The 22,192-nt window shown below is 37.3% G+C and carries 23 protein-coding genes, 2 pseudogenes and 1 riboswitch; of the genes and pseudogenes, 3 read left to right on the forward strand and 22 right to left on the reverse strand.

Going from position 1 to position 22,192, the window contains the following annotated elements; translation table 11 throughout:
- Positions 1-1,332 (reverse strand): annotated as a pseudogene (locus AC3E7H_RS02280) (accessory Sec-dependent serine-rich glycoprotein adhesin); the annotation flags it as partial.
- A gap of 409 nt (positions 1,333-1,741) precedes the next feature.
- On the opposite strand from AC3E7H_RS02280, the gene AC3E7H_RS02285 reads away from it, so the two are divergent.
- The gene (locus AC3E7H_RS02285; protein WP_490676033.1) at positions 1,742-2,242 is read left to right on the forward strand and encodes a hypothetical protein; all 501 of its coding nucleotides are present in this window, start codon (positions 1,742-1,744) and stop codon (positions 2,240-2,242) included.
- A 236-nt stretch (positions 2,243-2,478) separates the two neighbouring features.
- Here the strand turns inward: AC3E7H_RS02285 and AC3E7H_RS02290 are convergent.
- The 10 genes and pseudogenes from AC3E7H_RS02290 to AC3E7H_RS02335 all read right to left on the reverse strand — a co-directional run.
- Positions 2,479-2,718, reverse strand: a pseudogene (locus AC3E7H_RS02290) (accessory Sec-dependent serine-rich glycoprotein adhesin); the annotation flags it as partial.
- Complete coding sequence (locus tag AC3E7H_RS02295) at positions 2,670-3,686, reverse strand: hypothetical protein (RefSeq protein ID WP_490676034.1); 1,017 nt, start codon at positions 3,684-3,686, stop codon at positions 2,670-2,672. The gene AC3E7H_RS02295 and the pseudogene AC3E7H_RS02290, both read right to left, overlap by 49 nt.
- Before the next feature lie 127 nt (positions 3,687-3,813).
- On the reverse strand, positions 3,814-4,725 hold the full coding sequence (locus AC3E7H_RS02300; RefSeq protein WP_490676035.1) for a bifunctional riboflavin kinase/FAD synthetase: 912 nt from the start codon (positions 4,723-4,725) through the stop codon (positions 3,814-3,816).
- A 65-nt stretch (positions 4,726-4,790) separates the two neighbouring features.
- The gene (locus tag AC3E7H_RS02305) at positions 4,791-5,777 is read right to left on the reverse strand and encodes a dihydroorotate dehydrogenase (RefSeq protein WP_320692513.1); all 987 of its coding nucleotides are present in this window, start codon (positions 5,775-5,777) and stop codon (positions 4,791-4,793) included.
- Positions 5,740-6,540: a dihydroorotate dehydrogenase electron transfer subunit gene (locus AC3E7H_RS02310; protein ID WP_320692395.1), complete on the reverse strand. Its 801-nt coding sequence runs from the start codon at positions 6,538-6,540 to the stop codon at positions 5,740-5,742. The genes AC3E7H_RS02305 and AC3E7H_RS02310 overlap by 38 nt, the downstream gene beginning before the upstream one ends.
- Before the next feature lie 247 nt (positions 6,541-6,787).
- Positions 6,788-7,477 carry a CTP--phosphocholine cytidylyltransferase gene (locus AC3E7H_RS02315; protein ID WP_049549506.1) on the reverse strand — a complete coding sequence of 230 codons (690 nt, stop codon included), beginning with the start codon at positions 7,475-7,477 and terminating at the stop codon, positions 6,788-6,790.
- Between the two features lie 12 nt (positions 7,478-7,489).
- Positions 7,490-8,368, reverse strand: coding sequence for a DMT family transporter (locus AC3E7H_RS02320; protein ID WP_060955664.1), 879 nt, complete (start codon positions 8,366-8,368; stop codon positions 7,490-7,492).
- Positions 8,358-9,227: a phosphotransferase family protein gene (locus AC3E7H_RS02325; RefSeq protein WP_049504988.1), complete on the reverse strand. Its 870-nt coding sequence runs from the start codon at positions 9,225-9,227 to the stop codon at positions 8,358-8,360. Before AC3E7H_RS02325 ends, AC3E7H_RS02320 begins: the two co-directional genes overlap by 11 nt.
- Positions 9,228-9,239: 12 nt before the next feature.
- Positions 9,240-10,262: a ribitol-5-phosphate dehydrogenase gene (locus tag AC3E7H_RS02330; protein WP_060955663.1), complete on the reverse strand. Its 1,023-nt coding sequence runs from the start codon at positions 10,260-10,262 to the stop codon at positions 9,240-9,242.
- A gap of 4 nt (positions 10,263-10,266) precedes the next feature.
- Positions 10,267-10,974, reverse strand: coding sequence for an IspD/TarI family cytidylyltransferase (locus AC3E7H_RS02335; protein ID WP_049504984.1), 708 nt, complete (start codon positions 10,972-10,974; stop codon positions 10,267-10,269).
- A gap of 364 nt (positions 10,975-11,338) precedes the next feature.
- Here AC3E7H_RS02335 and AC3E7H_RS02340 point away from each other — a divergent pair, with 364 nt between their 5' ends.
- On the forward strand, positions 11,339-11,638 hold the full coding sequence (locus AC3E7H_RS02340; protein ID WP_000981533.1) for a YbaB/EbfC family nucleoid-associated protein: 300 nt from the start codon (positions 11,339-11,341) through the stop codon (positions 11,636-11,638).
- Positions 11,639-11,684: 46 nt separating this feature from the next.
- Here AC3E7H_RS02340 and AC3E7H_RS02345 read toward each other — a convergent pair whose 3' ends face one another.
- The 11 genes from AC3E7H_RS02345 to AC3E7H_RS02395 form a co-directional block, all read right to left on the reverse strand.
- Positions 11,685-13,448 carry a glycerophosphoryl diester phosphodiesterase membrane domain-containing protein gene (locus AC3E7H_RS02345; RefSeq protein ID WP_000801696.1) on the reverse strand — a complete coding sequence of 588 codons (1,764 nt, stop codon included), beginning with the start codon at positions 13,446-13,448 and terminating at the stop codon, positions 11,685-11,687.
- 8 nt (positions 13,449-13,456) lie between these two features.
- Positions 13,457-14,047 (reverse strand): 3'-5' exonuclease, encoded by a 591-nt coding sequence (locus tag AC3E7H_RS02350; protein WP_000413635.1) that lies wholly within the window; start codon positions 14,045-14,047, stop codon positions 13,457-13,459.
- Between the two features lie 70 nt (positions 14,048-14,117).
- The gene (gene rocS / locus AC3E7H_RS02355; protein WP_000021254.1) at positions 14,118-14,609 is read right to left on the reverse strand and encodes a chromosome segregation protein RocS; all 492 of its coding nucleotides are present in this window, start codon (positions 14,607-14,609) and stop codon (positions 14,118-14,120) included.
- Positions 14,610-14,785: 176 nt separating this feature from the next.
- Complete coding sequence (gene truB / locus AC3E7H_RS02360; protein WP_490676036.1) at positions 14,786-15,664, reverse strand: tRNA pseudouridine(55) synthase TruB; 879 nt, start codon at positions 15,662-15,664, stop codon at positions 14,786-14,788.
- Positions 15,665-15,667: 3 nt separating this feature from the next.
- Entirely contained in the window at positions 15,668-16,471 is an 804-nt protein-coding gene (locus AC3E7H_RS02365) for an alpha/beta fold hydrolase (RefSeq protein ID WP_490676037.1), read from the reverse strand.
- Positions 16,472-16,474: 3 nt separating this feature from the next.
- Positions 16,475-17,749, reverse strand: coding sequence for a DUF2130 domain-containing protein (locus AC3E7H_RS02370; protein ID WP_490676038.1), 1,275 nt, complete (start codon positions 17,747-17,749; stop codon positions 16,475-16,477).
- An 80-nt stretch (positions 17,750-17,829) separates the two neighbouring features.
- Positions 17,830-18,627, reverse strand: a complete 798-nt coding sequence (locus AC3E7H_RS02375) for a formate/nitrite transporter family protein (protein ID WP_414269325.1) — start codon at positions 18,625-18,627, stop codon at positions 17,830-17,832.
- A gap of 389 nt (positions 18,628-19,016) precedes the next feature.
- Positions 19,017-19,814: a formate/nitrite transporter family protein gene (locus AC3E7H_RS02380; protein ID WP_414269326.1), complete on the reverse strand. Its 798-nt coding sequence runs from the start codon at positions 19,812-19,814 to the stop codon at positions 19,017-19,019.
- A gap of 69 nt (positions 19,815-19,883) precedes the next feature.
- Positions 19,884-20,522 (reverse strand): hypothetical protein, encoded by a 639-nt coding sequence (locus AC3E7H_RS02385; protein ID WP_414269327.1) that lies wholly within the window; start codon positions 20,520-20,522, stop codon positions 19,884-19,886.
- A gap of 55 nt (positions 20,523-20,577) precedes the next feature.
- Positions 20,578-20,994 (reverse strand): hypothetical protein, encoded by a 417-nt coding sequence (locus AC3E7H_RS02390; protein WP_373115205.1) that lies wholly within the window; start codon positions 20,992-20,994, stop codon positions 20,578-20,580.
- 117 nt (positions 20,995-21,111) lie between these two features.
- The gene (locus AC3E7H_RS02395; protein WP_490676039.1) at positions 21,112-21,621 is read right to left on the reverse strand and encodes a QueT transporter family protein; all 510 of its coding nucleotides are present in this window, start codon (positions 21,619-21,621) and stop codon (positions 21,112-21,114) included.
- Positions 21,619-21,716, reverse strand: a riboswitch (PreQ1 riboswitch). (Overlaps the previous gene by 3 nt.)
- 28 nt (positions 21,717-21,744) lie before the next feature.
- Between AC3E7H_RS02395 and AC3E7H_RS02400 the strand changes: the two genes are divergently transcribed.
- Positions 21,745-22,179: a GtrA family protein gene (locus AC3E7H_RS02400; protein WP_490676040.1), complete on the forward strand. Its 435-nt coding sequence runs from the start codon at positions 21,745-21,747 to the stop codon at positions 22,177-22,179.
- Positions 22,180-22,192: the final 13 nt, after the last annotated feature.

Below are 22,192 nucleotides of genomic sequence, written 5' to 3' on the forward strand. Positions count from 1 at the left end.
TGTGCTTGCTGATGTGCTTGCACTTGTTGAAGCTGACGTGCTTGCTGATGTGCTTGCGCTTGTTGAAGCTGATGTGCTAGCTGATGTACTTGCACTTGTTGAAGCCGATGTGCTTGCTGATGTGCTTGCACTTGTTGAAGCTGACGTGCTTGCACTTGTTGAAGCTGATGTGCTTGCACTTGTTGAAGCTGACGTGCTTGCTGATGTGCTTGCACTTGTTGAAGCTGATGTGCTTGCTGATGTGCTTGCGCTTGTTGAAGCTGATGTGCTTGCACTTGTTGAAGCTGACGTGCTTGCTGATGTGCTTGCGCTTGTTGAAGCTGATGTGCTTGCTGATGTGCTTGCACTTGTTGAAGCTGATGTGCTTGCTGATGTACTTGCACTTGTTGAAGCTGATGTGCTTGCACTTGTTGAAGCTGACGTGCTTGCTGATGTGCTTGCGCTTGTTGAAGCTGATGTGCTTGCGCTTGTTGACGCTGACGTGCTTGCTGATGTGCTTGCGCTTGTTGAAGCTGATGTGCTTGCACTTGTTGAAGCTGACGTGCTTGCTGATGTGCTTGCACTTGTTGAAGCTGACGTACTTGCGCTTGTTGAAGCTGACGTGCTTGCTGATGTACTTGCACTTGTTGTGGCTGACTCAGATGCTGATGTGCTCGCTGATGTGCTCGCTGATGTACTTGCGCTTGTTGATGCTGATTCAGATTGTGAAGACGATTGGCTTGTATTTGAATCCTCTTCAACAATTAAATTGAAAAAATTGGTAAAGTTTGGATCATCGCTTCTACCGGCATACGGACTAAATGTAAAGGAGGTATCTCCCCCAGATTGGATTATTGGAACGGTCCACGACGAGTTGAAACTTTGACCTAGCTTGGCCTGCCTCCCCATTAGCATGCCACCATTTCCCCAACTATAACCACTACCTTGTGTTGTTGTTGTAGAAGTATTATACTTCGTAACGACTTTACCACTCGAGTTTGTTATATAATTTTCTACATCAGATGGAGCACCAAAACCACTACCCAAAGTAAACATGGTTTGTCTAGATGTTCCAGTGTTATACAAAGGATACCCATCAGGTAAATTTGTAGGTTTTTCAACTGTTGAAGTTGTTGCAGGATTATCAAAAGTAATAGTATAGACAAAAGTCATTTTAGACCCATCATTTGTCACAGTCAACTTATAATAGATTGGAATATTATAAGTTGGAACTGTCCCTTTACCTGTGTACACTTTTGTATCGCCTACTGCAATGTCTAAGCTTGCACTTATAGCAGGACTGCCATTAACAGTTGTGTTGCCCGAAAAACCTGCAGTAGTCAAGGCTGACATTAACTCATCAACTGCACTTCCGAGTTGTTCCCGTTGTTGAGCATATTGTTCCAAAGTTGCATTTGATTTCAGTAAGCGATCACTATTAGAAATTTCAAACTGAATTTTTGCAATAGCAGCATCCAAAGAAGCCTTGTGCCCCAAGTTTGTTACTTTTGATGAATAATTTCCTGCAAGATTTGCAAGTATTTCTGCTTCTGATAAGTTTTGATCCAAAAGAACTTTAGCAGGTGATGACGAACCTTGACTAGTTGTTTCTCCTTCTTTCAAATCTTGATTAGAAGTACTTTGAGAAACAAAAGCTGCTATAGAATCACGAGCTAAAGTAGCCTTACTCACTGCCACGGTCAAATCGCTATTTGAATCTGCTAAAGCTTTTTCAATTTCTAATATAGCCGAATTTACCTTAGTGATAGCTGAATCAGCATCTGGCAAATCTACTGTTTTTGCAAGATATTCACCCATTTCAGCTGAAAGTTTAGCAAGTTTCTTACGATCTTCTTCTAACTTCTTAGCAGTTGCTTCTGTAGCAGCAGTTGTGGCTACAAGATCCGTTGCAGACGCTGAGAAGTTGGTAGTTGAATCTGCAACTTTCTCTACTTTAGAAATTTGGTTAGCAAAGGTTACCTTACCCTCTAAAGTTGTCGATACAGTTTCTGATGATTCACCTACTTTATCAGTTAGCGAGCTTGTTTCTTTGCCAGCTTCGGTTACAGTTTCTTTCGTAGCTGTTTGTGATCCTGCTACAGTTGATGAAGCAGAGATACTTGTTGAAGCAGACTCAGATGCGCTTGTACTTGCTGATTTAGAGGCACTTGTACTAGCAGATGCTGAAGCAGAGGTACTTGTACTAGCAGATGCTGAAGCAGAGGTACTTGCAGACTCAGACGCTGATGTGCTTGCTGACTGACTAACACTTGTACTAGCAGATGCTGAAACTGAAGCGCTTACTGATTCTGACGAAGATTCACTCACACTTAATGACTTAGAAGTTAAATCTGAAGTTGGTGTTTCTTGATCACCTTGCTCAACTGTTCCCAAGGTAGTTTGATCTGCATTAGCAAGAACTTCCTTACCTTCAACTACTTTTTCGACAGCAGTCTGTTCATTAGCATGAACATGAGATTGAGTCGCAATCCCTCCACCTATGACAGTCCCTGCAGCAGCTATCCCCTTGAGGATATCAAGCCCAGTTAGGGAAGATGAAGCACGATCTTCAACGACTTCTGTTGTAACTTGAGCTGTATCAATACCCCCACGAAGAACCTTGAACAAACCAAAAAGAGAGGTAGATGCTCGAAGCCAGTGTTTCCCTGACTTAATCAATTTATACCTTGTTACTCGGTCTGTTTCTCTATATCGTCCTTCCTGACGTCTAAAAAACATTTTTTTATCTCCTGTTGAATATCAGGATAATTTATTGAGATAAGACTCCAAAGTTCTTCAAGCTCTTCTTGAACTGTTTTTGTTGATTTCAAAACCATATCTTGTTTTTTCTTGCCATTCTTACGGATATAACAAAATTGATAAATTTCTTTCGAAAACAATGATTTATTAATCTTCGTTTCTACAAGATAAAGATGGTCTACATCTCTTAGATCTAAAGCTTGCGTTCCTTTATAGTAGGTGATGAGGTGGTTTTTATAGAGAATTACTTTTAGATTTTCATCATAAAATTCTGCTAAACCAGCCATATTTTCAACGTTTCCTTGCAATTCTGGATAGGCTTGATAAATTTCTTCCAGAGAAGCAATCGTTTTTTTTCGAATAAGAAAGGCACTTACTACTAAAAACACTCCTGTTCCTCCAAAGAAAATCACCCCAATGATAAATATCCAGCCATCATTGGCATGTTCAGTCGTACTTAAATAAAGATTGCTATTCATATTTTGATAAAGAACTGATGATGGTTCAAGGATAGACTTTAAAAAACCTGATAAATCGACAATACGATTATTTCTTGACTTATTCTTTTTGGTAGCAAGTGGTTGTAGTTGAGTTCCAATTATAGTTGCTGGATGATCGTAAAGCGTTCTAGCCTCTGCTTGCTCCATGATACTCTTAATTGTGGCATCATTCTCGCTAGCTTCAATCACTGCATATTTCCCATCTCCGTCCTTACTATATTGGACAAGATAAAGTACACTTCCGCCTTCAACTTCCCCTACCACTTCTGGATAGATATCATAAACCGGCATTCGTACTTCAACTCCTGAATAACTATCACTGGCAAATTCTTTTGTGGGATTTTTATGCTTACTCCCCAAAAATCCCATCAATCCTGCCAAAGCCAAGAAAATCAGCGCAATGACTAGGGCAGAAATAAATCCTTTATTTCTTTTTTCCTTAAACATAAGCGTCTCCTTTAGTTTGAACATTAAATTATATCAAAATTGTTCAGTTTTTAAAATACATTTTTAGATTGTTAATTTCCTATCTAAAAAGAGTTTGAGAAAATCCCAAACTCTACTATTTCTGATATTATTGTCTAGCTATCTTTTCATCTTCCTCTAGTTGCTTAACCAATTGATTAACGCTATCAAATTTTACCATATCACGGATACGGTCCAACCAGGAAACGATGACAGTTTCGCCATAGATATCCTCAGAAAAATCAAAGATATGAACTTCAAAACGCTCTTCTTCGCCATCAAAGGTTTCATTTTTACCTAGACTCGCCATACCACGATAGACTTTTCTTTGAATTTCAACGTCAACGGCATAAACACCATCAGCTGGCATATATGTCCGATCCAAGTTGACTAGATTAGCTGTCGGGAAGCCAATAGTTCGACCTCGAGCATTTCCGTGAACCACTACACCTCTCGTTGGTAAAGGAAATCCCAAAAGTTTGCCTGCTTCTTTTACATCTCCTTCTAGAATGGCTTGGCGGATACGCGTTGAACTAATTTTCCCCTTTTCATCCTCAACTGGTGGAACAATAACCACTTCACCATGGAAGAGTTCTTTTAAATCCTCAGCTGTTTTTCTATCTGAACCAAGAGTATAGTCAAAACCAACTACAATAGTATCTGCCTTTGCTTCCTTGACATAGGTCTCAATGAATTCTTGGGCAGTCATATTTGCTACTCGACTAGTAAAATCCATCAAATACAAACTCTCAACTCCAGCTCTCTTCAATCTACGTTCACGTTCACTAGCATACAAAATATGCAATAAGTGTTCAGGTGAGTATTGATTCAGAGTTAGTTTTGGTGATTCGTTAAAAGTTACTAGAGCTACTCCCTGGCGCTTTTCAGCAGCAATGTTAGAAGCTATTTCAAATAATTTTTGATGTCCAAGATGAACTCCATCAAAATAACCAAGTACAAGGACGTTTGGTCCTGGTGTTGCAATATCTTTTTCTGTTTTAATAGGTACTGTAATAATCATAGTATTTATTATACCAAAAAAATGGCGCTTTCAAAACAATTTAGACTGAATTCAGCATATAAAACTTAGATCAAACTTTCTCTGACTTCATTTCGCAACATTTCTAGACTTTCGATCCCGTACTTATCCATGACTTTTGGTAGATTTTCGATAATATCTGGACAAGCATATGGATTGGTAAAGTTTGCTGTACCGACTCCGATAGCTGATGCACCAGCCAGATACATTTCTAAGGCAGTTTCAGCAGAATCCACTCCTCCCATACCAATGATTGGAAGCTTAGTTGTTTGAGCTACTTGACGGATTAGTTTAAGAGCTACAGGAAAGACTGCAGGTCCAGACATGCCACCTGTCCCATTTGCAATAATCGGCTTTCTAGTTTTGAGATCAAAACGCATCCCTACAAGGGTATTGATCATGGTGAGTCCACTAGCTCCAGCATCTTCTGCAGCCTTAGCAATGGTTACAATGTCAGTAACACTTGGAGTCAATTTGACGTAAACGGGCACTTCTGATGCTTCTACGGCAGCCTTCACCACATCATAGGCCAACTCAGGATCTTGTCCAATTAAAAGTCCATGATTCCCATGATCAACGTTAGGACAAGAGATATTGAGCTCAATAGCTTTCACGTTAGTTACCTTAGAAATTCCATGAGATACGCCCGCGTATTCTTGTTTTGAAAAGCCAGCAACATTTGCGATTATAGGGAGATTTGGATATTCTCTTTGAAGCCAAGGTAATTTTTCAGAGAGAACGACTTCTAAACCAGGATTTTGTAAACCAATGGCGTTTAACATACCTGCTGGTGTTTCTGCCACTCGTGGAGTTGGATTTCCAAACCTGGGTTCAAGTGTAGTAGCCTTAATCATGATAGAGCCCAAGAGATCCAAATCATAGTATTTGGCATATTCTTGACCGAATCCAAAACAGCCTGAAGCAGGAATGATGGGATTCTTTAATTCTAAACCTGGTAGAGAAACTTGTAATCGATTTGTAGTCATGACACTCTCCTTATAAAACAACTGTTCCTGTTTTAAATACAGGGCCATCTTCACACACACGTTGACTAACTGTTTCACTATCTGGTACTTTCAATACGCAAGCGTAGCAAGCTCCCATGCCACAGGCCATACGGGATTCAAGAGATAGATAAGCTCTTGGATGGTCGTAAAATGTTTGATTGATGTATTTCATCATACCAGGTGCTCCGCATGAGTAAATTGCATCGAATTCAGTGTCACATTCGTTAATCACTACAGAAATATTTCCTTTAATACCATAAGACCCATCATCAGTCGTTACAAAGACTTTGCTGTATTTGGATAATTCATCTTCCAAAATAACTGCATCTTTAGTAGCAAATCCTAGAACTGTTGTAACATCTACACCACGTTCATCTAATTGTTTAGCTACTTCAAGTAAAGGAGGCACACCAATTCCTCCACCGACTAGGAGAACATGACTCTGCTTATCTAAATCAGATAAGTCAAAGCCATTTCCTTGAGGTCCCATAACATCTAAGCTATCACCTGTTTTTAAGGTTGAAAAAATTGCCGTACCAGAACCTTCGATACGATAAATAAGATGGCATTGTTTTTTAGCCTTATCTATAGACGAGATTGAAATCGGACGACGCAAGAGATGGGCATCATCGGGCACACGTAAATGAAGAAATTGTCCAGCTTTCATAGCTTCAACCATTTCTCCTTCGAGAACTAGTTCAAAGATCGCTGGTGCGATTTCCTCTTGCTCAATCACTTTCATGTTTTCTAAACGAATAGCACCCATGCGTTTTTTACAATTTGGATTCATAACTTTTCCTCCTTAAATTTTAAGGGGATCAGATAAAGAAAAACCTTGCATTGCAAGGTTTCAGTTAAGATATTCACACAAAAGTAGCAAATAAGCACTTGCTTACTTGTTTCAATCGTAGTTTCTTTTCTCTGACACCTTGTAAGTCTCTCTGGACTTCCCTTAAAGGTTAAATTTTCACTAGTATACTGTATCAAACGTGAAAAGTCAAGTAAAAATAGGTAAGGTATCAGTTCATAAAAGTTGCTTACTTTTGTGAAGAAAGAATCTGCTCTAATTTTTGATAATCTTTAACACTATCGATTTCATAGATAGAGTTTTCTTCCAACTCTTCTACGTAAACATCTAGTTCTTTGATATTATCTTTAACCATATTGTCCCAATAGAGGTCAACAAACTCGCCACTTGCATAGGCTTCATCGATAAAACCAACAATCTTTTCAGCTGTTGGAGCATCCCAGAATGATACACCACTCAAGATGCGTCCATTTTTGCTATCGACAATAATATCTTGAACTTTGTAGTCATCACCGTAAACTAGGAACCATTCGTTGGTACAATCTTCACGATAAACACTGAAATAAGTCGAACGAGTCAAATCATTGCGGAACATATTCTTGAAAAGATAATTATCCGCATCAATAACATAGCTGTTAGCCAACTCTTCTTTCACCAAGTAAAGTGAGTAAAAGTTATTGTAATCAGCATACTTATCGTTGAATACCAACCGAACTCCGTACTTTTCTTTAAGATAGTCGAATTGTTCTTTTAAATAACCTACAACGATGATAATGTCATCAATTCCGCGTTCTTTTAAAAATTCAATTTGATATTCAACCAATGGCTTTTGATTGACTTTAACCAATGCTTTGGGAGTGTTTTCTGTCATGGGTCTCAAACGAGTTCCCAATCCGGCTGCTAAGATAATCGCTTTCACGCGTTTTCTCCTTTATTCTTTAATAATAATATAAACACCAGCCATTACGATAAGTGAAGTAATGATGGTCAGTAAATTAAGGGGCGAGCCCAAGAAAATTGCTGCAAACAAAACAGTCCATACTACATAACTCACATTTAGACCTGTTGCTTTTGCTGGCTGCAATCGATTAATAGCAATATAGTAGGCTAGATAAGAAATCATATTACATGCTGCAAAGACAATCAGAAGTCCCAACAATTGTCCATTTGCCACTTCTGCAAATGAATGATGCGAGAAGAGAACAATAACAAGATAGGACAGGAAGGAAGTTACTTGTCGAATCAAGAGGGCTTCGAGTTCACTGAGATCACTTTCCATAGCAAATGAGCTTAGAACACTTTCGCTTCCCCAAGCAAGAGCACAAATCAAGGCACACAGAATTCCGATATAGAAGGAATTAACTTGTTCAACCTTGTAAGTCTGAGCAATAATCCCTGCAATGATTAATAAAATTCCAAATACTGTATTCTTAGAAACCTTGTGCTTTAAAATAAAGAAGGCCAGAAGGACAGAAACTGCAGGATAAATTGCTGAAACCGAAGAAGCTAAAGAGCTACCAATATACTTAACCGCATAGAGATTGGCCTGCATACCAATCGGCCCAGCTAATAATGCTCCAATAATGACACTAACATTTCGAATGTTCAAGAAGATTGAAAAACGTACTTTTCCTTCTTTAACTAAAAGATATCCTAGCAAGATAAAAATACTAAGAAAGTCGTGTGCTGCTGCTACTACAAAAGGTGACAGCTCTGTAAAGATTGAAAAAATATAAGCACTAATAGTTAATCCTAATCCCCAGAATACACCTGATAGTAGACCAAAGGAAACTCCATTTTTATTTTTCATCTGAACCTCCATAATATGTCAAACCTTTAACAGCTCTATTATAACGAGAAATTCCATAATCTCCAAAATCTGCACCATTTTCTTCTTTGTAAATAGTCCAAAGGCTCCAAATAATGTCTTGTAAAATCTTATAAATACGAATTTTTTCCCTAGAAACTGGTGTCTGTTCACTCTCGTAATAAGCTAGAAATTCTTCCTCTTCTTCCGGTGTAAATTCAGACTCTAGAAAGAGAGCTGCCAAGTCCCACATAGGGTCATTCATGGAAGAATATTCCCAATCGATGAGGTAGAGATGTCCATCTGGCGCTTCAATAAAGTTTTCTGGAACCAAATCAATATGACAAGATTTCTTCTCAATTCCAATTTCTTCAAGTTGGTCTTTTAGAGAAATTACCGATTTTCTGACAGCTTCATAGTTTGGATAGGAAATCTCTCCTTGAATCAAGGATTCATATTTTTTGATTTCCTCAAATGGAGCAAACTCTCCTTTTAATTCTTTACCAGACGCATGAATCGTTTGTAGAATTGGCGCAATCTTTTCAAATTTGGTTTTAATGATAGTTGAATCAAGCGTTTCAGCATTTTCAATGTACTGATTAACCTTAATTCCTGCTTCAATATCGAAAAGATAATTTTCTACATCTAATTTTAAATCTTTCAACAATTCAAGATTGTACTTTTCATTCTGGCGGTCGATTAATTTATCCGTACCTTTACCGAAAAACTTAACGATGTACTGGTTTGAGGATGTTTTAACCAAATAGTTTTGATTAGTCATTCCACCCAACTGTTCAACGCTCTGAATTTCTTCATCACCAGCTAATAAAGAAACAATCTTTTCTTTAACGATTTCCTTCACAATAATCCTCCATTAGACTTTCCACTTAAATACTGTCTTGAAGGCAGTATTAAGGTCTGTTGCAAAAACACGATGAATGTCCTTGATTTCTCTCACTGGTTCTTCCAGATAAATGATATTTTTCAGACGATTTGCAAATTTTTTAACTTCCATCATCTGTATTGCATTTTCAAAGTCAACTCTTCCAGAACGAGAAGAGCCAACTAATAGTAGACCTTTTTCCAAGGAATCTCGAGTATTGATATTTACCTTGTACTCACTAACACCCATCATCAAAATGGTTCCCTGTGGTTTGATATAACGAATGAGATCATTAATAGCAGGTCCACAGCCATCACCACCACAACATTCGAAACCGTGGTCAAAACTAAGATCTTCTGGGATGCTATCCGTAATATAGAGCTCTTTAGCAAAAGAGAAGAGTTCCAATTTCTCCCAGTGGCGCCCAATGACGATAATCTCTGCTTCAGGCAAGGTATAGTTGATAATATTAGCCATGACAAAAGCTAGACTACCATCCCCAATCACTGCAATACGCTGACGTCTACTGTGAGAAACTGTCAAGAAACGATTCATGGCGTGCATGCCAACACTGACAAATTCAGTAATGGCAGCTACTGTATCTTCGATGTCCTCATAAGATACCACACGATCCTTAGGTAGAGAAACGAATTCTCGCATAAACCCATCATAACCACTCGATAGGAAATAAGTTCCAGTCATGTAGTTTTCATAAAATTCCTCGTCACTCTGCATAGGTGGTTGATTTGGAATCATGACAACCTTCTGACCCACTTGATAAGTACCAGTTGGATCAGAAATGACCGTTCCACAAGACTCGTGGATCATAGCCATTGGAAGTTTCTTTGATAAGATTTTTGGATCGCGTTTACCTTGGTAGTAGCGTTGATCCGCATGACAAACTGCCATATAGTTTGGTCGAATAAGGATTTGATTCTCTTGATCAATCTCTTCTTCTTGATATTTGATATTGATAAACTTTGGCTTTGTCAGTTGATAAATTTGATTAATCATGTCTTTAGTCTTTCTCAATCATGCTTTTAGCAATCTTCAAGTCTGTAACTGTTGTAATTTTAAGGTTAGAGTATTCACCCTTAGCCAAGGCTACATCTTTTCCCTTAATGACAAAGATTTTACATGCATCTGTCAAAATTTCTTTTTCTTCTGCTGATAAAGAACCATAGAGATCTATAAAGTCCTTGCAACGGAAGGTTTGTGGAGTTTGTCCTTGATAGAGATGGGCACGGTTTGGAATATCTGTGATGAATTGTCCGTTTGTACTCTCTACAATGGTATCGACTGCTTCAACCACGGTATCGACAGCATCATGATTTTTAGCCAGTTCAATGTTGTCTTGAATCATTCGAAGTGTGATAAAAGGACGAACAGAGTCATGAGTGACCACGATATCATCTTCTGCGATTGGACGGTAAGCATCAATGGCTTCGATGATCTTTTCAATACTAGAATTTCGATCTGCACCACCTTTGGTGATAATGATACGATCTTTATGGAGTGGAAGGAATTTTTCAACTAAATCTTCTGCGTGTGTCACCCAGTCCCCGTGAACTCCAACTACAATTCGCTCAATACTTGGTTCCAAAACAAATTTCTCAATAGTGTGAATTAAGATTGGGCGATCTCCCAACTCAAGAAATTGTTTAGGCAAATTACTGATCCCCATGCGTGTGCCAGTGCCACCCGCTAAAATTCCAGCGTAGATCATTTTTATACTCCTTTAGTTCATTCTAAAAAAAACTTATTGTTAACTATTATATCACAATCTGGCTCTATCTTGAAAGAAATACAAAGACTTTATGCCTAGAAAACGCTCTTTTTAAACCTTAATCTGAACATTATTTCTTCCTAGTGAACTTTCTTTTATAAAATACAAATGATTTTCTCATTTCTCCTATCAAGATCTAATCAATTCTATTAATATAGAGTTCTTCAGAATAGTATAGAAACCTTAAAGAAACCTTAAAGTTTAAAGTTGGTTCTAAGATAATACTTAGATTTAAATTAGACTTTTCTAGTTAAAATTGTTAAAATAATAGGGAAAATAAAAGAAAAGGAAGCTATTTACCACCATGATGAATATGCAAAACATGATGCGTCAAGCTCAAAAACTTCAAAAACAAATGGAGCAGAGTCAGGCTGAACTTGCTGCTACAGAATTTGTTGGAACTTCTGCCCAAAACCTTGTAACTGCCACACTAACAGGAGACAAGAAAGTTACAAAAATTGATTTCAATCCAGCAGTTGTTGACCCAGAAGATATTGAAACTCTATCAGATATGACTGTTCAAGCAGTCAATGCTGCTCTTGAACAAATTGATGAAGCAACTAAGAAGAAACTAGGTGCTTTTGCTGGTAAATTACCTTTCTAATAGCATAAAAAGAGGCTGATGTTCAATTCAGCCTCTTTTGTCTTACCTAGAAAGTAAATATTTCTGCTGCTTTCTTGAGAAGCAAGTCCGTATATTCAGGATCTTCCTGAGCGGTCTCAAGCTCTTCTTTAATTCTTTCTAGATCATCTGTTATCATACCATCAACTCCCAAACGTAGGGACTTATCAAAGGATTCCGAACTATTGATTGTCCATACATAGAGTTTTTGTTTTGTATTCCAAAGCTTGGTTACAAAATATTCATCTAAGGTAGAATATTCCATGGTATAGCCTGTTGCATTCGTTCTTGGAAAAACGGAATTGTAGGGCAGAATGAAATAGACTGGAATTTCCTTATCATACTGAGTTACTTTTTCAATAACATGATAATCCAAAGATTGCATCTGATGCCCATAGACTTTGATCTTTGCCCCATATTGATCTAGAAAATGATCCATCATTTGGGCACTATCTTTTCGACTTGTTTTTATTTCGATCAGCAATTTCTGATGAAGGTCATTGGCACGATTTATATAATCATCAAAGCTGGATATTTTGGTCTGATAACCATTTTCATAAATATCTAATTGCTTCAACTCATCTAAAGTTAAGTCTTGCGGTGTTACATTTAATCCCGCTAAACTTTTTAGGTTCGCATCATGCATCATGACAAACTGACCATCCTTAGTTTCTTGTACATCCATCTCAACTAAATCTGGTTTTAACTGAGCTGTTTTTTCTAAGGATTCAACTGTATTTTGGACACCATTTCCATTAGAAACACCTCTGTGAGAGATGACAAGTGGAGGATTGACTACGGGTGCCTCTAGATAAACATAACCCTCAATCGCAAAGAAGACACTTGCACACCCCATTACACCCCATCTCATGATATGATCTTTCTTTCGTCTTGGCATAATATCCAACTCCTCACCAGTTAAAAAGGAGGTAAACTTAACCAAGAAGTAAGTCAAAGCCATATAGTGGATATTTTTAATCAATATATAGTTCGAAATAGCAAGAACCAATGATTCTCGATGTGTGAAACCATCCGCTAAAGACTGTATCAACAATAGAGGTATTAAAAGCAAATAGAAGAAAAGATTCGTTTTGACAAGGATTAGAAAGAGATGCCAAGCGTAAAACCAAAAATGATTCCTGGTTTTTTCTAGACTGTAGACTACAGCATCCTTAACTGTCATCTTGTCATAAAAGATTTTAGGAAGGGCAAACATCACTCTTACAGAGATGTAGAGAAATAGGATAGTTAAGATAAAAATAGATAACCACCACATCCAGTATTTGTCTTCCATATAGGTCTGAATAAATTCAGGTATCACTATTTTATTAAAATAATAAATTTTAAAAATCTTCCTGATAAACGGAAAAATCATAGCAATATATACGAAGATAAACAAGGCCTTGGAAAGAGTCAGACGTTTCATGAAGGCTATACTTTCACGAAAGACTTTGCGACTATACTCAATCAAGGTTCGTTTTTCATGATAGAGAAGGTGTCGAGCCCCAATGAAGAGAAGGCTAATTTGAAAATAGGCTACTAAAAGGTTAATGGCTATTAAGATTAAAAAACCAAAGCTGACTAAAGGCGCATTTTTGATAATCTCAAAAATATTATTGTAAGAAATAAACAAATAGCCCGTCTGACTTAGTAAAAAGCCTGCTATCAATGAGTTCAGTGGCAACCAAATATAATCTACTAGCATGAAGATTAAAAAAAATAGAAAGAGGATTTTATCCAGATTCAAGTAAATCTTTTTAAAACCCAATTTTTTAGGTTTTTCAGGTTTCATAAAACCTCCTAATCAAACAGCTGTGATAAATCTAAACCACCGAAAGGATTAGAGTTTAGACTACTCTTGGAGTCCAGTAAGATTCTACTTTCATCAGATTCTAGGAAAGCTTCATAAACACGCGCAGTCATTCGCGCATCCTTTAAACTATTATGAGATTGACCCTTAAATCCTAGAAATTCAGCCACAGTCTGTAACTTGAGATTTGCAATGCCGTGAAGATCAGAACTGCGTCGCTCAAAAGCTTCATCATAGAGATCAACTAGATATTGGCCACTATAATCCAAACCATATTCCAACAAAATCGGTAAATCACTCTTGGCTGCATTATAACCAACAAGGGGTAACTCACCCACAAAGTCTTGAAAATTCTTAAGAACTTCCTCCACCATCGGAGCATCTTTCAAGGTTTCAGACGTGATACCCGTTAAACCATTAATAAAACTTTTCAAAGGCACATCGGTATGAACATAAGAGTCAAAAGCTCCAATTTCTTCACCATCTTTAAAACGGACAGCAGATACCTGAATCAAGTGAGTTTTATCTTGGTGTTCATTAAATTCCAAATCAAATGAAATGTAATCTCTTAATTTTTCCATTTTATCCATCCCTTACTGTATGTGTAAAAAGAAACTACTTGGTTATACCTAGAAACCAAGCAGTTTTTTCTTATCCTCCAAATAAGCGAGCAAAGAAGCCTTTCTTCGTTGCTTGTACTTCTTGCTTAGCCTGATCCAACTCCAACTGAAGGTTTTCTTGGTCCTTCATGGCTTGTAGGGTTAACTGTTGTTGTTGATCCAATTGCTTATCTTTTTCTGCGATTTGACGGTCTTTAACACGCATCTGTTCATCTTTTTCAGCTAACTGTTTGTCTTTGGCTTTTAATTGCTCATAAAGACGGATGATTTCAGCGTTCTTTTCATCAACAAGAATCTCCATTAACTCACGTTGCTTCACATCATCACTAACAGGTTCATCTTCAAAAATAGTTTTTTTGTAGATTTCTTCAAGCTTAATCAAGCCACTACGAGTTACCACAGTGACTCCTTTATCATTTTTAGTCGTATCTTCTTCAGGTAATTCCTTGACACGGTTATTGATTGCTTGGCGGGACAAGCCCAAGACCTCAGCAATCTCACTAACAGTCATCTCAATACTCATAATATCCTCTGAAAGTTTTCTAGCTTTTCTTTATTTAAATATTATCATAAGCAAGCAAAACTGTCAAATATCACCGTGTTTTCAACCCTTTTTCAAAATAATTTTTCTTCTAAACTAAACTGTCTATCAACTTTTTCAAACTAAACATTAGTTTACAATTTTGCCACCAGCTCTAATCAATAGAAAACCTTTCTTGGTTTATAAAGAGTATCCCGTTTCTCTAAAATGGCTAATAACTTATCACCTTCAAAACCAGCCAATTCCTTCTCAGTTTGTTCCAATTCAATAAAGCGACCAAAACGCACTTCTTCAGCCTGCTCTGGTGTCAAATAAACCTTAACTAAGTCACCTGTCCCAATCTCTAATGGATGAAGAAAGTCTAACTCACCAGCTTGAACCTTTTTCTCAATTTCATTCAAGGTCAAAGCATCATCTAACTGTAAGCCCGCAGCGCTTGTTCGTGTTAAATGAGACATATGAGCTGCATAGCCAAGTTTTTCTCCCAAGTCAACTGACAAGGTCCGGATATAGGTTCCCTTACTACATTTTACACGGAAGGTAAATCGAGCCAGATTATTTTCATAGGAAATGGAACTGGTTCTTTCGAAACTATAAATCGTCACCTGACGTTCTGGACGCTCGACTTCCTGACCAGCACGCGCATATTCATAAAGTTTGCGCCCATTGACCTTGACAGCGGAATACATTGGGGGAATCTGAGTGATAGGACCTGTTAGACTAGCGATTGCTTGATCTACAAGCTTTTCATCTAAAGGGGACAAGACCGGTGTCTCAGCAACTACCTCTCCACTAGCATCCTCGGTTGTTGTAGAATATCCCAGAGTAATTTCACCCTCGTAAATCTTACCTTCGTCCTGCATAAACTCAACCATGCGAGTCGCCTTCCCTACAGCAATGGGTAAAACACCCACCACATCAGGATCCAAGGTCCCACCATGGCCGATTTTTTTAGTTCCTAAAATCTTACGCAGTTTAAAAACCGCATCATGCGAGGTCATCCCCGCTTCTTTTTTTAAGTTGATAATACCGTTCATTTATTAACTTTCTAAAAATACTAAAACTCTCTTTTGGAAATTTTCATTCTGTTCATAGAGTGCATGCCCACACCCTGGCAAAATAATCAGTTGACTCCCTTTAATATGCTGTTGCAATCCAAGCGAACCATCTACGCCAAGAACATCATCTTTTTCTGCTCCAATGATTAACGTAGGGCAGTTAATTTTTTCCAAAAAAGCTAGACTATCATATTTCAAACAAGATAAAGCCTGAATATCAATACGTTGTTTATCTTTAATATGACCAAAGATTCCCATTATTCGATAAAGATATTTAAATTTTCCAAAGGATTTAGTCGTGTAAGAGTGACGAGCAATATCGATCATCAGATCTTTATAAGTACCTGACTGACTCAGGTTTAGCCAGCAACTAATTCTTTCCCTACCTAGATTATTTAGTTTTGCAGTTGTAACAGCCAAAACTAGCTTTTCAACCTTTTCTGGGAAGTTTGCAGCTAGCCATTGAGCAATCATTCCACCTTGTGAAATCCCTATAACATAAGCGGCATCTAGGTTTAGTGTCTCCATTGCTTCTGCTACATCTGCTGCCATATCCCGTGTCGTATAACCCTGCCTCAACTCATTGATTCGAGAAAAAACATAGATTTTATAGCGCTTGGCAAGTATACGGTATGTGATTGAAAAAGGCATAGCCATACCTTTAACCGTCTGTAGTCCATCACCCAATCCTGGTATGATAACGAGAGACTTCTTTCCTTTACCAAAGGTCACATAATCCATAGTTTTTCCATTTATAGACAAGGTTTTGCTCTTTGCTGAGTACAAAAACTATTCCCCCTTCAAGGCATCAAACTTAGCCTTCATAGTCGGATTCTTCCGAGTCAATTTTTTAACGGAAACATCATCCAATTTGTTGTTAGCGAGGCGGAGTTGATTTTCTGATGTAGTCAAGAATTTCTTGACTTCTTCCATCCGCTTAATAGCCTTGTCAATTTCATCGATGGCCTTGCCGAAGTTGACCGAAGCTGAATTGTAGTTCTTAGCAAAGGCTACTTTGAAGGCGTCTAAGTCTTCTTCAAAATGAGTGATATCAATATTTTGTTCACGAACAAGCGCCAATTCCTGCTTGTATTTGAGAGAATTCAGTGCAGCATTGCGCAAGAGTCCAATCAAATGGATAAAGAACTGGGGACGAATGACATACATCTTCTCATACTCGTGGCTAACATCGACAATCCCTGTATTGAAGTAGTCGTTATCGGCTTCTAACATCGATACTAATACAGCATACTCACAGTTCTTCTCGCGGCGGTCTTTGTCTAATTCCTTGTAGAAATCGGCATTCTTATGCTTCTTCTCTGTCCCGTCTGCTTCATTTTTCATCTCAAACATAATGGAAATGAATTCTAACCCGTTTTCATCAAAATCACGGAAGATAAAGTCCCCTTTAGAACCACGTGCTGAAACCTTGTTGTCCTTTTCGAAGTAGGCATTGGGGAAGGCAAAGCTACGAACCTTGTTGAACTCACTCTCAGCATAGTGTTCCAAACTTTCACCGATTGCCTTGGTTGATTGTTGTGCCTTGAAATTCTTGTAGAATTCAACCTGCTCACTGGCTGCCTTTAGCTGGGCTTCATAATTTTGTTTTACAGAGGCTATAGACAACTCATTTTCTTTTTCTTGTAAAAGGAGCTGGTTTTTGACCTGATCACGTTCTTTCTCTAAATCAGATAGTGTTTTTTGTAGTTGATTTTCATGCTCTAAGCGCAAGGTAGCTAGCTGGTTCTCCAAAGCTAGTACTTCCTTGTCCTTGGCTAGGAGAGCCTGACTAGTTGATTGCTCGACTTCTTTTTTGGCCAATTCTTTTTCTGTATCAAAGTTTTGGATTTGGCTTTGGAGTTGAGCTATTTCTTGGTCTTTTTGAGCTAGTTTGGTCTGTTGCTCATTCAAAGCCTTTTGCTCAACCAGAGACAACTCTTGTTTTATTCTGTCATGCAATTCCTTATCAAACTCTGCAGTGCGAACTTGAGAAAGCAGTTCTGCATATTGGCTTTCATTGACTGTAAATACTTCGCCACAATTTGGACATTTAATCTCGTTCATGTTATTCCTCTAAATTTATCTATTCTACTTTCATTATAGCATGGATAAACAAAAAGAAAAAGTTGGAATCTATCCAACTTTTAATCTACGTATGTGTCTTCATTTTTGTTAAGGAAGGCGTATGGTAAACCAATCAAGAGACCACCACCGATAAGGTTACCGATGAAGGTTACACCCCAGTGACGAAGGATATTACCAATACCAAAGTTAGCAATTGTATCTGCAGCAACACTGAACTTCACAATAGCAAATGATGCAAAGTTTGCGGCGATGTGCTCGTTTGTTAAGAATACAAACATGTAAATGGCTGATAGAACCAACCAAAGTTTAGCTCCACCATCCTTAACTAAAACGAATGAAAGAATCGCGATATTTACAAAGACATTAGCCAAGATAGCTTCAAGCAAGATAAGTTCATTTGAACGGCCCAACTTCATCTCCACAACTCCAGAAATAAAGCTATCATGGGTAAGGTTTGCATAAGCTGCTGAATGGGCGAATCCCCAACCTGCTATAAGAGCACCGATTAAGTTGAAGAAAGTACAGTATAGAAGAATTTCAGCTGTTTTTCTCCAGCTAATTTTTTTCAAAAAGCTACCAGCTGTCAAGAACATCATGTTAGATGTTACTAACTCAGCATTCAAGAAGACAATGTAAGCCAATCCCCAAGCGAAAACAAATGGGAAGAGGAATCGTCCACTACCAGGAGCAATCTTATTAATCAAGTCGGCTCCAACTGCACCAGCTGCTGTACTAAATGTTAAGAATGCACCAGCAAACATTGAACGGATAGCATACTTGAATTTACTTTGACTGTAAAGACTTTCCTTTTTCTTACAAGCAAATTCAATTTTTGAGATAAATTCTGAAGAAACCATATAAACTCCTAAAACTTTTATTTGTGAATATTATAACATAAAATCGAAATTATGGGAAGGCTTTCTTAATTCTATTTACAATATTTTTATCACTTTTAGCAATCGTTTCCATTTGCTTTTTATCAATATCTTTAATGTTTTCAACCCTTTATTTTTAAATCCTCTATTCTATATATTTAATATATGTTTTTGTTTTAATCAATATTGAATTTACAAAAAAGTTTCTTTAGTTTTCAGCTAAAATCCATGCACTAATAATATGTTTGAATTTATAGACAGAGAAAATAACGTTTTTATCAAAAGGTTCTTTAGCCAAAAAAATCGAGGTCTGGATTTTTAGTCCCGACCTCCTCTATTATCGATTTTCATTATATTTTCAAAAGCTTGTACTAATCAACATAAGTCTCTTCATTTTTATTAAGATAAGCGTATGGTAATCCTATCAAGAATCCTCCACCAATCAAGTTAGCGATAAAGGTAACTCCCCAATGGCGTAGGATATTTGGAATGTCAAAGTTAGCAATTTGGTCAGAAACAATACTAAATTTAATAATGCTAAAGGATGAAAAGTTAGCTGCAATGTGCTCATTTGACAAGAAAACAAACATAGAAATACCTGACAAGATAATCCAGAGTTTGGCATTGCTATCCTTAACCAAAATAGAAGATAGAATGGCAATATTTACAAACATATTTGCCAAAATCCCCTCCAACAATACCAAATCACTAGGTCGTGCTAACTTCTTAGCAACAATCTTTGCTAGATAACTGTCGTGTGTTAGATGTGAAAATGCAGATGAATTAGCAAAGCACCAACCTGCTAAGATAGCTCCAACTAAGTTGAAAAAGGCACAATAGACTAAGATAATAAAGGCTTTCTTCCAATCAATCTTCTTCAAGAATGTTCCAGCTGTCAGGTACATCATGTTTGATGTGACCAATTCAGCATTTAAAAATACAATGTAAACCAGTCCCCAAGCAAACACAAAGGGAAAAAGAAAATAGCCAGCACTAGGAACGATGCTATTTAGTAGATCAGCACCGATAGCCCCAGCGGCTGTACTAAAGGTTAAGAAAGCACCTGCAAACATCGAGCGAATGGCATATTTAAACTTGCTTTGGTCAAATAGACTCTCTTTCTTATGGCAATAATAATCAATCTTTGAAATAAATTCTGACGAACTCATATAAACCCCTTAAAATATAATCATTAATATTATAACATAAAATATTTTAAGTGGAATAAATTTTTTTCTTTACATTTGAATGTTAGCAAAAGCTTCAATTTCTTCTGCAGTCAATCCTACCAGCTCTGAAACCCACAAGCCGATAATATCGGACAAAATAGAATCACAAACATATTCATCCTCAGCATGAACATATTTACAAGTGAAAAGAGGGGTTCTTATGGCTGATTGATAAAATTTTAAGGCTAACTCTTGCAGTTTCTCAGGGTGAAATTCGAGTCCCAACTTTTGTGCAAGTCCAGTTCTCACTTTATCCCAATCTTCACCTTTTGACTGATAGTTTTCTCGTATTTTGTTGGTAAATCCTTGACAAAATTTTGCCAACAATTCCTTGTTTTTGTAGAGCAAACGACAAGAAAAATCAGAGATAGAACCAGCATGAAGTAAGAAGGTAAGCAGGTCATCAAGGCTTTCTGCCACTCTCCCAACTTGGCCTTCACTCCCTATAAAGCCGATACTCTCATCCTCAAGAATTACATATTCTCCCCCACTACCGTCTTTAGCAAAAGCTATGGGCGAAAGAGAATAAACTTCGTTGTTCTGAGAAAATTCAACCTCTTTCAACTGGTCATAAAAGAGAATATCGCATTCTTGCATCAATAAAATTCTTAGTTGTTTATCTTCTCTTATTACTTGTAGTTGATTCATATTAGCTACTCTCCTGGCTTTGACAATTGTCACAAGTGACAACAGAAATCGACTCTTAATAATAATAATAGATTTTAATATGGCACTTCTTGGCCACATTGGCAAGATTTTTCACTAACTCCTCGTTTCTTTTGCTTTTTCCAAAATGAAAAGTAAAAGATTTTCCATCTTTCCTTGTAAAGTACAGATGATACCTGTCCCCATTCATTCTTCTCCCTCGAACGTAATCAATATCAATCTGTCTAATTTCAGCTAGAGGAACAATCCTTTTTCTAAAAAGAATAATCGTGTGAATGTATAATCTTCCCTTTGCAATATGAAAAGGATCCAACATACTCCCACCACTTTTTAAGGATGTCTTAACTCTTTGGAAAAAAAGATAGAAATAAAATAGTGCTAAAAAAATTAACAAAAATCTAATGACCTGATGTTTCCAAAGGACTTCAAAAACTGAAATACGATAACTATACATATTAAAATAATTCCTTTTTTCTTTATTATACCACTTTTGTTGAGAGTCTGGGGCTATAGAAAAAGAAAAAGACTGAACAGAGTTCAGACCTTTTCATGAATACTTGATGTGATTTCATTATCTAGTCAAATCAAGTCGCTTACCGATTTTTCCGATAAGAATAGCACCAACAATGAGTGAAGCAAATTCTCCGATAGCAGTTGTAAACCAAGTAAAGAAGAAAGGTGCTTCTGCTACGATGTTCAATTCTGCAGCAATGGTGATCATTGAAATCGAAAATAGAATTGAAAAGAAGAAATGATCTTTTCGGATCAATCCATTAAAAAGATAGTCTTTACTATATTTGCTGAACAACCATACTCCCAGGCTAAGGAATACCAGTGTAGAACCGCCTCCAACAGCGACATCAATAATTCCAAAACTGAAGAAATTAGCAATCATACATCCAAGAGTAACACCGATAATGTACTTAGGATTGTAGAAAGCCAAGAAATTCATCATCTCAGAAATACGGAACTGATAAGCGCCATAGCTGATGGCATTAAGGGGCGGTGTGATTGTCAACACCACATAAATGGCTGCGACAATGGCAATATCCGCCATATCACGGACAGTTAGTTTTTTCATGTTTTCTCCTTTAGTGACAATATCACATATAATATGCTTGGTGAAAGAAGCTAAGCACCAAGGGTTGAGCAAGTCAACCTTACAAGTATAGCACATTTATATCCTTTATGCTATACTATTTTTATGAAAAGATACATAAAAAAATTCTTCGATAATGAAATCCTCTCCTACTTATTTTTCGGGCTTGCAACTACCCTTGTTTCGATCATTGTTCGTATCACGATTTTTTACCTTTGCCAACAAGAATTATGGGCGACTGCTCTGGGAAATATAACTGGAATTTTGTTTGCTTTTTTCACCAATGATACCATTGTTTTTAAACAAAAACGAAAAAATTGGTTCAAGCGTCTGATAAAATTTACGACCGCAAGATTCATTACCTTCCTCTTAGACCTGCTTCTAACCTTTATTTTTGTGACGAGTTTCCCCCATATTATCGGTCAGTTTGTAGGTGATAATCTCAATACTATCAATACAATTGAGACTATTTTTGCACAAGTTACTATCATAGTCCTCAATTACATCTTCAGTAAAGTTTTTGTTTTTAAAAAACACTAAGCATATTTCTTGC

The sequence above is a fragment of the Streptococcus sp. SCPM-O-B-15304 (M98) genome, assembly GCF_058200215.1.

Excerpts from the sequence above, each read along its gene's own strand:
- AC3E7H_RS02385 (WP_414269327.1), bottom strand. The coding sequence starts at position 20,522 with ATGAATCAACTACAAGTAATAAGAGAAGATAAACAACTAAGAATTTTA.
- AC3E7H_RS02320 (WP_060955664.1), bottom strand. The coding sequence starts at position 8,368 with ATGAAAAATAAAAATGGAGTTTCCTTTGGTCTACTATCAGGTGTATTC.
- truB (WP_490676036.1), bottom strand. The coding sequence starts at position 15,664 with ATGAACGGTATTATCAACTTAAAAAAAGAAGCGGGGATGACCTCGCAT.
- AC3E7H_RS02395 (WP_490676039.1), bottom strand. The coding sequence starts at position 21,621 with ATGAAAAAACTAACTGTCCGTGATATGGCGGATATTGCCATTGTCGCA.
- AC3E7H_RS02330 (WP_060955663.1), bottom strand. The coding sequence starts at position 10,262 with ATGATTAATCAAATTTATCAACTGACAAAGCCAAAGTTTATCAATATC.
- rocS (WP_000021254.1), bottom strand. The coding sequence starts at position 14,609 with ATGAGTATTGAGATGACTGTTAGTGAGATTGCTGAGGTCTTGGGCTTG.
- AC3E7H_RS02370 (WP_490676038.1), bottom strand. The coding sequence starts at position 17,749 with ATGAACGAGATTAAATGTCCAAATTGTGGCGAAGTATTTACAGTCAAT.
- AC3E7H_RS02300 (WP_490676035.1), bottom strand. The coding sequence starts at position 4,725 with ATGATTATTACAGTACCTATTAAAACAGAAAAAGATATTGCAACACCA.
- AC3E7H_RS02310 (WP_320692395.1), bottom strand. The coding sequence starts at position 6,540 with ATGAATCCAAATTGTAAAAAACGCATGGGTGCTATTCGTTTAGAAAAC.
- AC3E7H_RS02375 (WP_414269325.1), bottom strand. The coding sequence starts at position 18,627 with ATGGTTTCTTCAGAATTTATCTCAAAAATTGAATTTGCTTGTAAGAAA.
- AC3E7H_RS02335 (WP_049504984.1), bottom strand. The coding sequence starts at position 10,974 with ATGATCTACGCTGGAATTTTAGCGGGTGGCACTGGCACACGCATGGGG.
- AC3E7H_RS02295 (WP_490676034.1), bottom strand. The coding sequence starts at position 3,686 with ATGTTTAAGGAAAAAAGAAATAAAGGATTTATTTCTGCCCTAGTCATT.
- AC3E7H_RS02305 (WP_320692513.1), bottom strand. The coding sequence starts at position 5,777 with ATGGCCCTGTATTTAAAACAGGAACAGTTGTTTTATAAGGAGAGTGTC.
- AC3E7H_RS02345 (WP_000801696.1), bottom strand. The coding sequence starts at position 13,448 with ATGAAACCTGAAAAACCTAAAAAATTGGGTTTTAAAAAGATTTACTTG.
- AC3E7H_RS02340 (WP_000981533.1), top strand. The coding sequence starts at position 11,339 with ATGATGAATATGCAAAACATGATGCGTCAAGCTCAAAAACTTCAAAAA.
- AC3E7H_RS02390 (WP_373115205.1), bottom strand. The coding sequence starts at position 20,994 with ATGTATAGTTATCGTATTTCAGTTTTTGAAGTCCTTTGGAAACATCAG.
- AC3E7H_RS02400 (WP_490676040.1), top strand. The coding sequence starts at position 21,745 with ATGAAAAGATACATAAAAAAATTCTTCGATAATGAAATCCTCTCCTAC.
- AC3E7H_RS02350 (WP_000413635.1), bottom strand. The coding sequence starts at position 14,047 with ATGGAAAAATTAAGAGATTACATTTCATTTGATTTGGAATTTAATGAA.
- AC3E7H_RS02380 (WP_414269326.1), bottom strand. The coding sequence starts at position 19,814 with ATGAGTTCGTCAGAATTTATTTCAAAGATTGATTATTATTGCCATAAG.